The organism is Paratractidigestivibacter sp., from assembly GCF_052362415.1.
Classification (GTDB): Bacteria; Actinomycetota; Coriobacteriia; order Coriobacteriales; family Atopobiaceae; genus Paratractidigestivibacter.
The window spans coordinates 574-10,080 of record NZ_DAWEMK010000061.1 but is presented as its reverse complement, the minus strand read 5'-3'; the positions used below and the strand labels follow the sequence as shown (position 1 = coordinate 10,080).

The 9,507-nt window shown below is 63.6% G+C and carries 10 protein-coding genes; 3 read left to right on the top strand and 7 right to left on the bottom strand.

Features of this window, described 5'->3' with window-relative positions; genetic code table 11:
* Positions 1–72: 72 nt before the first annotated feature.
* The 5 genes from ACT84W_RS06980 to ACT84W_RS06960 form a co-directional block, all read right to left on the bottom strand.
* A complete protein-coding gene (locus ACT84W_RS06980) occupies positions 73–2,634 on the bottom strand; it encodes a type I restriction-modification system subunit M (RefSeq protein ID WP_444328686.1) in 2,562 nt (853 codons plus the stop codon).
* Entirely contained in the window at positions 2,635–3,468 is an 834-nt protein-coding gene (locus ACT84W_RS06975; protein WP_444328687.1) for a GIY-YIG nuclease family protein, read from the bottom strand. It lies immediately after the preceding gene.
* Between the two features lie 2 nt (positions 3,469–3,470).
* Positions 3,471–3,683 (bottom strand): YlcI/YnfO family protein, encoded by a 213-nt coding sequence (locus ACT84W_RS06970; RefSeq protein WP_444328685.1) that lies wholly within the window; start codon positions 3,681–3,683, stop codon positions 3,471–3,473.
* Positions 3,684–3,966: 283 nt separating this feature from the next.
* Positions 3,967–4,458 (bottom strand): alpha/beta fold hydrolase, encoded by a 492-nt coding sequence (locus ACT84W_RS06965; protein WP_444328684.1) that lies wholly within the window; start codon positions 4,456–4,458, stop codon positions 3,967–3,969.
* Between the two features lie 15 nt (positions 4,459–4,473).
* Positions 4,474–4,824 (bottom strand): hypothetical protein, encoded by a 351-nt coding sequence (locus tag ACT84W_RS06960; protein WP_444328683.1) that lies wholly within the window; start codon positions 4,822–4,824, stop codon positions 4,474–4,476.
* A 310-nt stretch (positions 4,825–5,134) separates the two neighbouring features.
* On the opposite strand from ACT84W_RS06960, the gene ACT84W_RS06955 reads away from it, so the two are divergent.
* The 3 genes from ACT84W_RS06955 (at position 5,135) to ACT84W_RS06945 (ending at position 8,044) form a co-directional block, all read left to right on the top strand.
* On the top strand, positions 5,135–5,818 hold the full coding sequence (locus tag ACT84W_RS06955) for a DUF3800 domain-containing protein (RefSeq protein WP_444328682.1): 684 nt from the start codon (positions 5,135–5,137) through the stop codon (positions 5,816–5,818).
* Between the two features lie 163 nt (positions 5,819–5,981).
* Positions 5,982–6,413 carry a large conductance mechanosensitive channel protein MscL gene (mscL, locus tag ACT84W_RS06950; protein ID WP_432290884.1) on the top strand — a complete coding sequence of 144 codons (432 nt, stop codon included), beginning with the start codon at positions 5,982–5,984 and terminating at the stop codon, positions 6,411–6,413.
* 536 nt (positions 6,414–6,949) lie between these two features.
* Complete coding sequence (locus ACT84W_RS06945) at positions 6,950–8,044, top strand: hypothetical protein (RefSeq protein ID WP_432290885.1); 1,095 nt, start codon at positions 6,950–6,952, stop codon at positions 8,042–8,044.
* A gap of 261 nt (positions 8,045–8,305) precedes the next feature.
* On the opposite strand, the gene ACT84W_RS06940 is transcribed toward ACT84W_RS06945, so the two are convergent.
* Positions 8,306–8,686: a Rid family detoxifying hydrolase gene (locus ACT84W_RS06940; protein ID WP_417575062.1), complete on the bottom strand. Its 381-nt coding sequence runs from the start codon at positions 8,684–8,686 to the stop codon at positions 8,306–8,308.
* A 67-nt stretch (positions 8,687–8,753) separates the two neighbouring features.
* Positions 8,754–9,507: amidohydrolase family protein (locus ACT84W_RS06935; RefSeq protein ID WP_444328681.1), on the bottom strand; the 754-nt coding region annotated here is incomplete at its 5' end.

The following is a 9,507-nucleotide window of genomic DNA, read 5'->3' as shown; positions in this document are numbered from 1 at the left end:
AACTTACGCTGTTCCCAAGGGTCAGTGAATCCCTCGAAGCGGATTTCCGGGGTATTTTGTTTCTCTGTCATGCTACTTACCGCCCAACAACTTGCGCAGCTCGGCGATGCCCGCCATATCGTACTCGCTGCCCCTAAGCCGCCCCAACATGTCTGCCAGCTGGCTTTCTGCATCATCTATCTGATTGCACACGTCCGAATAAGTTGTCGCGTATTTGGCGTTGAACGCAGCTACCTTCGCGATGAAGTCGCTCACAACGGTTTCGGGAAGGGCCAGAAGCTCAACCTGCAGCGGCTCTATCCACTTGGCGGCCAGCAGATCGTCGCACTGGGCGTCGGTCAGACCCTCGATGACCTCCTTGGTCCTCTCCTCAAGAGCCATTCTCGCTTCCTTGTTTGCCTTCTTGAGACTTTTCTCCTCATCGAGCAGTGCCTGCGCACGAACCAGACCTTGCTCGAAATCGTTTTCAGGGCGCTTCCCGATAGCCTTCACAGCCTTCTTGAGCTCGGCCGCCACAAACGAACCTTCGTCGTTGACAGCAGTGGAAGACCCCTTGTCCTCCTCGTCGAAGCTCTCGAGAATCTCGTCTATTTCCTGCGATATCTCGCTTAGGCGGGAATCACGGGAAGTGATCTCCTTGACGTCTTCGGCAAGCAGGTGCTCTTGTACAAGCGCAAACGGCAAGATGCGGCCAACCCAGCCGTCCTGTACCTCGACGTCTTTGCCGTTCTTCTTCTTGACCACCATGTTCGGGTCTACCTTGCGCACGACGGTTTTCCCCTCGGTCTGGATGACCTCCAAATCGCCGGAGATTCCCACCCAGGCATCGTCGAGCGCCTGGTAGGCGTCGTAGCCGTCGACCAGGGCCATGCCCGCCAGTGTGTCTTTCAATAGCGTCGCGATGGCCTCTTCCTCCGCCACGGTATCGACTTCATCGGCGCCGTCTACCAAGCGGCTTCGCAGCGTGGCAGGTAAATGGCTTATCGCATCACGATAGCTGCTCAGGAAGGCGCGGACGTCGGCGTTTTCCTTCGTCGCTTGCGCAACGTCGTTGGTCGCGGGCGCAAGACACGACCCACCTGCGTCACGGTAGAGTTGCCCTTTGAGGCTCGGCCATACCTTCCAATAGCGCTCGAGCGCGTCGACCTCGACCTTCGGCACGCCGCCGAACATGGTGGCGTACACGTCCCAGCTCTCAGCAGCTTCGGACGAATCAACATAGCGCGGAATGTTGAGGTTGTAGTCGTTGGCGCGAATCTCTTCGATGGGAACCAGGCGGCTGAACTTGTCGACGGTCGCGTTCGTTGTCACGGCGTCGACGATGCGCCTGATGTCGCTTGCTCTCAGCTTGTTGTTCTTACCCTCTTTCACAAAGTGCTTGGAGGCGTCCACCACCAAGACGTCGCTCGTCTCGCGCTGCTTGCGAAGCACCATGACGATGGTCGGGATGCCCGTACCGAAGAAGATGTTGGCAGGAAGCCCGATGATTGCTTGAATATGACGGTTCTCCACCAGGTTCTTGCGAATAGCGCCTTCCTCGCCGCCGCGGAACAGCACACCATGGGGCAGAACGATGCACATGATGCCGTCGGGGCGCAAGTGGTACAAATCATGCAAAAGGAAAGCGTAGTCGGCCTTGGACTTGGGCGCCACGCCGAACTTGAAGCGAGGGTCGAGCTCCTTGTCCTCCGGGTCCCAGTTCTGGGAATAGGGTGGGTTCGACACCACGGCATCGACGAATAGCGGGTCGTAGGTCTCATCCTTGTTCTCCACGGTGTCGAACCACGGCCAGTCGTCCTCGAGCGTGTCGCCGTTTCTGGCCACGATGTTGTCGGGAAGGATGCCGCGCATCACCAGGTTCATGCGCGTGAGGTTGTAGGTGTTCTCCTTGAGCTCCTGAGCGTAGTACTTGATGGAGTCCGGGTTGCCGTTGCGGCGCGCCACGGCCTTGCCGATGTTGATGAGCAGCGATCCCGATCCGCTGGTGGGGTCGTAAATGGTGATGTTCTCGCGTCCGGCCAGGTGCCACGAGATTATCTCGCTCATGAGCATGGACACCTCGTGCGGCGTGTAGAACTCGCCGGCTTTCTTGCCGGCGTTGGCAGCGAAGTTGCTGATGAGGTACTCGTAGATGAAGCCCAGCACGTCGTAGTCGGCTCGACCGTCCATTGGGATGTCCTTGATGAGGTAGATGAGGTCGCGAGCGGCCTTGGACTGGCTGCGTGCATCGGTACCCAACTTGGAGAGGCCAGTCTGCAGCGTGTCGAAGATGCCGTCGAAGACGCGCTTGCGTGCAGGATCGATATTGCGGCTGAAGGCGGAAAGCGCGTCGCGCACGTTCGATATCTCGAAGTCGCCGCCCTTGGCGACCCAGGTGGAGAAGAGGTTGTCGTAGGCGATGAAGTAGCCGCACTCGCCCTTGACGAACTCGACCGTCTCCTCGTCGTCTTCCACCAGGTTGGGCAGGTCCTCCTCGGCGAAGTCGCGCGCCTTCAGGCGGGCAACCTCGGTCTCGGACAGGAACTTGTAGAAGATGAATCCTAGAATGTAGTCCTTGTACTCGTTGGCCTCGATCTTGGATCGCATCTTGTTGGCGGACTCCCAAATCTTGGAGGCCAGCTGCTGCTTGTTCATCTAGTTTTCCTCACTTCTATAGACTTGGTTGAGTGTTTCTCCGTCGTCGCTTACCCATTCGGTCCAGCCGTTCTGGCTGCCGCCGAGCACGAACACCGCCGCGGCGCTGGGCGTCGGGAACTCGAGGTCCTCGGCGAGTTCTGCGATGCCGCCCGAATCGCCGAAGATTTCCCTGCGCACGGCCGCGACGCCCGCGTTTTTCAGCACGGGCCTCGAGAGGTTAACTTTCGAGCCGGCGAGCACGGTGAAGTGCCCGGTGGCCTTGTCGTAGCGCCCAGCCCCGCGTATGCCGTTCTTCTTCGTGTGGAAGACCGCCGGCGCACCCGCCGGACCTTGGTCGACTCTGTCGAGGTCGTACCCCAGAGCTGACATCCTGAAGAGGATCCTCTCGTGCAGGCGTTCGACGGCCTCTTCCTTGTACGGGTCGACGTAGGGCTTGGGTGTCGCCGAGTTGTCGGTCTCGTACGAGCCGTGGGTACGCACGTAGTCGATGGCCTTCGCCTCGAGAACGTCCAGTGCGTCCCTGCTGATGTTCTGGTCGTCGTCGAGGAACATAACGGCCTTGTTCCAGAACTCCTTCTTCGCCTTGTGCGCGTCGAGCCGGGCGATGCCCTGGGTCGTCTGCCCCGCGTAGACACGGCTCACGTTGCCGTGGTCCTCATCGAGCAGGTAGTAGACGCCGCGCTGCGGGATGTTCGGCAGCGACTTCGCCTCGGCGAGGTCCTCCCTAGGAACGACGACGGTCACAAGCGACTCGCCGTCGATGCGGCAGATGCGGATGCGGTCCGGCTGCGCGTCTATGAGCTGGACGGTAAGAGTCTTGACCCGGATCATGCTCACGCTCCCTTCTTCGCGAGCTCTTCGATCATGCACGTGCGCACGAAGGCGGAGAAGCTCATGCCCCGAAGGGCCGCCTCCTCCTTCGCTGCGTCGCGCAAGGTGTCGGGAATGCGCAGGGTCACAGAGACCTGGTCGCCGTTCACCAGGAAGCTTCTGATCTCGGTCTCGTCCGGGTTGCTCTGGATGAGCTCTTTGTAGGTCTTGGGCATCGTCGGCTTCCATCGCTCGAAATGCAATACAAATGCGTCCAGATGGATTATAGCGTAGGGCCTCAGCCCCACTACGGGGGGTACGCCGCCGGGGCCCACCGGCGCGCTTTAGCGGACAAACGGCGAAGCGCGCCCCTCTCCGCTACGCGGCATCAAAAAAGCAGCCGCCAAAACTCGACGGCTGCCCCGCGGGCCCACCGCCCGCAGCAATTCAATTCAGCGCAGGTCACATGTCTCGCACGCCAGCGGAAAAGAACGCCCTTCTCTCCCCCGCCCTTCTTGCCTACTTGCCTTCGCTCGCGAGGAACTCCTCAAGGCGGGCGTTGAACTTCTCGGGATACTCGTAGGCCATGAGGTGGCCGCCCATCACGTAGGTCGGGGTCTCCGGGAACTGCTCGTGGCAGAACGGCTCGGCCACGTCGGCCCAGTGCTCGGCGATGTACATGAGGGTGGGCACGGTCTTCGCGGCGGTCTTGGCCACGTCCAGGTAGTTGCAGAAGATCGCGTCGCAGAACAGCTGGCGCGCGATCCAGTACGGCGTGCGGCGGCTCATGTCCATGAGGTACTCGTACTCGTCGGCCCCAAGCTCGCGCTGCATCATCACCTGCGTGAGGTACTCGTCCCAGAACGCCTCGGCGCTCTCGGGGTGCGTGAGCACGCGCGTGGCCACCTCCGAAAGCTCGGCCGGCGTGCCCTCGGTCCACCACGCTGGGTCCTCCAAGAGCGACAGCGGGCGGATGGCGGGCGCCCTTCTTGCCCGTGCCCTTCTTTCCACGCACGCCTGCGCCGGCTAAGCCTCCTGGCAGTTGCCAATGGCCGCCAGCGTGCTCTCCGCGTACCTGCGGTACATCCCCGCGCGCTCGTTCGAGAAGTCGCGCTCCGCGATGGCGCCGTCTCGCCAGGCGCAAAGGTCGCTGATCTCGTCCTGCAGGCGATCGATGAGCGTCTGCACGGCGGGCACGGCATCGGCAACCGCCGGCGCGCCCTGCCCGCAGCGGACCTTGCGCAGCTGGTCGTTGCGATCGGCGATGTCGGCGTCGTAGCCGCAGATCTGCTCGCTGTGCAGGCTCGCGTTGTTCTGCCAGAACGCGACCTGGTTGTTGTAGTAGCTGAGATTGCTCTTCAGTGAGCTCAAACCCATGGTGATCCTCTTTTCTGCGCGGCACCGCATGCGCGCGCCTCGATTGCACCTACAATACGGGCCTCGCGTACGCGCGCTGTTAGCCGCGTGGCATGGGCATGAAATGGCAGGTCACGGCTTTGTGCGGGCAGGCCCTTCTTGCCGCTTGGCGCCCCCGCTCCCCCGCATGGCGCACCTTTTATGAAATATATTGTTTTTTCGGCTCATTTGATGCGATACTTTGACTGCCGAAAAGGCGAGATGCCTTGTAGGTGTCAGATTGGCGAGGTTCGTACCTCGCCTTTTTCATATCGACTCTTCGGGGGATGGTGTGGCAAACCGCTTGAACCTGCATATCGATGAATCGGGCAACCAGGACCTCTCGGAAGGTCGCTACATCGTCGCGGTTGTTCTTCATGACCACTCTGAAGATATATCGACGCCCCTAGGGCGCTACGAAGGCCGTCTGGCTGCCGCCGGCCTTCCCGACGTGCCATTTCATGGGAAAGACCTATTGCACGGAAACGAAGACTACCGCGCCGTGTCCCCCGGTGATAGGAAGCGGCTGCTCACCCAGTTCGCGCGGTTGGTCCGCGAGCTGCCCATCTCCTTCTTCGTTTTGCGATATGACTCCACCAGTGTCCATAATAGGGACGAGCTCGAGGCCAGGATCAGACGCGACCTCGCGTCACTCATCTATGAACACCTTGACTTCTTTCAGGAGTTCGCCGCCGTTGCCGTCTACTACGACAACGGTCAGGGCGCGGTGAGCGTAGCCCTCCACGACGCTCTCGACTTTGTCTTGGCCAAAAACGTCGCAGATTACCGCAATGCCGACCCAGGGGCTCGACGTCTACTCCAAGTAGCGGATTACATCTGCACGATCGCTCGAGTCTCCGATGACTATGACGCAGGCAAGCCATCAAAGACGCATGAGCGATTCTTTGGCAACAGGCGTAGTTTCATGCAATCGTTCAAGAAACAGCTCGATCGCAAGATATTTTGCAAACAATGAGAGCGCATAGACAGACTGTCTATGCCACTTTCCCGCCTTCCGAATAACCGCCCCCGGCCGCGCGTTGACGCCCCGTCACGCATCGGTCGCGCCCGAACGCCAAACGCCACAAGATGTGCGCTAATCTAAGTCGTTCTTGCAGCACCGGATAGAGGGGGTCCCAATGAAGAAGCTGCTCAGGGAGTTCCAGGAGTTCATCAACCGCGGCAACGTCATGGACATGGCCATCGGCGTCATCATCGGCGGCGCGTTCACCGCGATCGTCACGTCCCTCACGGATAACATCATCAACCCGCTGATCAAGGCCATCTGCGGCGGCAACGTGGGCGAGGTCTCCGGCCTCGTCGTCCCCGGCACCGAGATCGACTTCGGCGCGTTCATCAGCGCCGTCATCAACTTCCTCATCGTGGCCGCCATCGTGTTCGCCATGGTCAAGGCACTGAACAAGGCCCAGGACCTCGGCAACAAGCTCACCCACAAGCAGCCCGAGGAGGAGCCGGCGCCCGCGCCCGTCTGCCCGTTCTGCCTCGAGGAGGTCAACCCCGGCGCGACCAAGTGCTGCCACTGCGGCAGCGAGCTGCCCAAGTCCGAGTAGCTCCGCGAGCTGCGAGCTCGCGATCGCCCGAGCATGCGCGGCGTCCCGTCCTTACGCGAGGCGGGGCGCCGTTTTTTGTGGCGGCGACGGGCGTGGGCGTGGCGGTGCGCCCGTGGGCGACGACGCACGCGGCGCACTTCTTTCCACGCGACAAAGCGTGCAGCCAGCGACACAACCGCGCCTTCCGGCGGGCAGATCCATCGCTCGATGCACGCTTTGCTGGCAAGAAGCGCCCCCACCAGTCGGCGCTACCGCCGCAAGCGACGCCGTTCGCCGAACTTCTTGCCAGTCGCACTTCTTTGCGGATCCGCGCGAAGCAGCGCGTCGACGCGACAAAGCGTGCATCCTGCGACACAATCGCGCCCTCAGGCGCCGAAAACCGTCGCTCGATGCACGCCTTGCCGAAAAGAAGCACCCGCCGCCCGAGCTTCCCCGCCCGCGCCGCCCGCCGAATCTCGCAAAAAGCGCACCACCGGCGCCGCCGCATGCGTCACAATACGGCAACTCCACCGACGACCCGGCAGCGAGGTGATGCCATGAGCACCGCGAACGACCAGATGATCGACGCCCTCCTGCGCGACGCCGAGGCTGCCGGCTCGCTGCTTTACACGCCCGACCGGACGATCTACCGCGCGCTCAGGCGCCGCGCCGCAAAGAAGAGCCCAGAAATCGTCGAGCCCGCTCCCAGCGTCTTTGCGCGGGCGTCGCTGTGGCAGGCGCTCGACCCGTGCGAGCGCAGCCGTCACCTGATCCGCGCGCTCGCGGCGCAGCACGAAGGCTGGGTCTTCTGCGCGCAGTCGGCCGCGCTCATGCTCGGCTTCCCGGTCTCGTACCACACGGTGGCGCAGGTCCACGTGGCGCGCCCGAGGGGCGGCCGCACGCGCAGCTCCGGCATCGTCGTGCGCCACGAGGTCGGCGACGACGAGCCCGTGGTCGCAGGCGGCGTCAAGGTCACGTCGTTTTACCGCACGGTGTTCGACTGCCTGGCCACCCTCGAGTTCAGCGAGGCGCTCCAGGTGGCCGACCACGCGCTGCGCGTCAAGGGAATCTCGCGCAGGAGGCTTGTCGACGAGCTGCGCCGGCGTTTCAAGGGGCACCGCGGCATCGGGCGCGCCATCGACGTGTGCGCCTGGGCGGAGCCCGGGGCCGAGAGCGGCGGCGAGTCGATCCTGCGCGCGGCCATCATCGAGCAGGGCTTCGCGCTGCCGCGCCTGCAGGTCACGCTGCCCGACCCGATCGAGCCAGGCCGCCGTTTCCGCGTCGACCTCGTGTGGCGCGACGCGGAGGGCCGGCCGATCTTCGGCGAGCTCGACGGCAAGCGCAAATACACCGACCCGCAGATGACGCGCGGACGCTCACTCGACGAGATCCTCGACGAAGAGCACCGCCGCCAAGCGCGGCTGACCATGTACCGCGCGAGTTTCGTGCGCCTGAGCTTCTGGATGGCCAAGCGCCCGCAGGAGCTCGCGCGGACGCTCGCCGCGTACGGGGTGCCCTTCGTGGGCGCACCGGAGGTCCGCGACGGCGTCCCCGTGCCGTCGAAGGAGATCCGCGAGCGGCCGACGTACGTCAGATGTGGCACGCTCATCATCAACAACCTGCGCGTCCGCTACACGCAGATCGCGGCGTAGCTCGCGGCAGCCGTGCGGGGACGCACTTCTTTCCACGTGATCGCGCGACGCCGCCCGTAACAAAGCGTGCAGATAAAGACACAATCATGCCCTCCGGCGGGCAAATCCGTCGCTCGATGCACGCTTTGCTGGCAAGAAGCCCGCGCCGCCGCAAAGAAGCGCCCTCGCCGCCGGCCACCGCCCCTCGCCGCACGAAAAAAGCGCCGCCGCGGCACGTGACCGCGACGGCGCCAGGCGCTCGCTTATGCAGCGGCTCGCCCCTTACAGGTAGGCGACGGCCTTGATCTCGACCTTGGCGGCCTTGGGCAGCGCGGCGACCTCGAAGGCGGCGCGGGCCGGGTACGGCTCGGAGAAGAACTCGCCGTAGACCTCGTTCATCGGGCCGAAGTCGGCGATGGAGTCGAGGAGCACGGTGACCTCGGCGACGTTGGCCATGGAGGCGCCGGCGGCCTCGAGGATGTTCTTGATGTTGGTCAGGCTCTGACGGGTCTGGGCCTTGATGTCGTCGCCCGCGAACTCACCGGTAGCGGGGTCGATGGGGAGCTGGCCGGAGACGTGGATGCAGCTGCCGGCCTGGGTGGCGGCGGAGTAGGGGCCCACGGCAGCGGGGGCCTTGTCGGTGACGATGGCCTTGATGGACATGTTGGTTTCTCCTTTACGTTTGAAGGAACAACTTATCGTAAAAGACGGGGGGTATCCCACCGCCTAATTACCTAGAGACGAAGGCGCCGGGGCGGGCGCCGGTCGGCTCGCCGTCCTGGGCGACGAGCTCGCCGCCCACGTAGACGAGGTGGGCGCGGCCGCGGCAGGCGAATCCCTCGTAGGGCGTGTGGTCGACTGCCTGGTGCTGGGTGGCGGCGTGGATGGTCCAGCGCGCCTCGGGGTCCCAGACGCACACGTCCGCGTCAGCGCCTTCGGCCAGGCGGCCCTTGCGCGGCCACATGCCGAAAACCTTCGCGGGGTTCTCGCTCATCAGGCGGCAGAGCCCTTCGGGGCCCACCTGCTCGGCGAAGCTCGTGGCGATGAGCGCCGGGCGGTGCTCGATGCCCGCGCCGCCGTTGGGGATCTTGCGGAAGTCTCCGCGGCCGCGATCCTTCTGGCCATGGAGGTTGAAGGAGCAGTGGTCGGTGGCGATGGTGTCGATCTCGCCGCCTATGAGCGCCTCGCGCAGGGCGGCGACGTCGGCGGGCTTGCGCAGAGGCGGGCTCATGACGTACTTCGCGCCGGCGAAGCCGTCGTCGCCTTCCTCCTTGTAGCGCGTATCGTCGAGCAGCAGGTACTGCGGGCAGGTCTCGACGTAGATGTTCTTCTGGCCGCGGGCCTTGGCACTGCGGATGGCCTCCAGGCCGAGCTTGGTCGAGAGGTGCACCACGTTGACCTTGGCGTCCCCCGCGAGGTGAGCGATGTAGAGCAAGCGGCTGATGGCCTCGGCCTCGCAGACGTCCGGGCGCGAAAGCGGGTGG

Excerpts from the sequence above, each read along its gene's own strand:
- ACT84W_RS06945 (WP_432290885.1), top strand. The coding sequence starts at position 6,950 with ATGAGCACCGCGAACGACCAGATGATCGACGCCCTCCTGCGCGACGCC.
- ACT84W_RS06940 (WP_417575062.1), bottom strand. The coding sequence starts at position 8,686 with ATGTCCATCAAGGCCATCGTCACCGACAAGGCCCCCGCTGCCGTGGGC.
- ACT84W_RS06980 (WP_444328686.1), bottom strand. The coding sequence starts at position 2,634 with ATGAACAAGCAGCAGCTGGCCTCCAAGATTTGGGAGTCCGCCAACAAG.
- mscL (WP_432290884.1), top strand. The coding sequence starts at position 5,982 with ATGAAGAAGCTGCTCAGGGAGTTCCAGGAGTTCATCAACCGCGGCAAC.
- ACT84W_RS06975 (WP_444328687.1), bottom strand. The coding sequence starts at position 3,468 with ATGATCCGGGTCAAGACTCTTACCGTCCAGCTCATAGACGCGCAGCCG.
- ACT84W_RS06970 (WP_444328685.1), bottom strand. The coding sequence starts at position 3,683 with ATGCCCAAGACCTACAAAGAGCTCATCCAGAGCAACCCGGACGAGACC.
- ACT84W_RS06960 (WP_444328683.1), bottom strand. The coding sequence starts at position 4,824 with ATGGGTTTGAGCTCACTGAAGAGCAATCTCAGCTACTACAACAACCAG.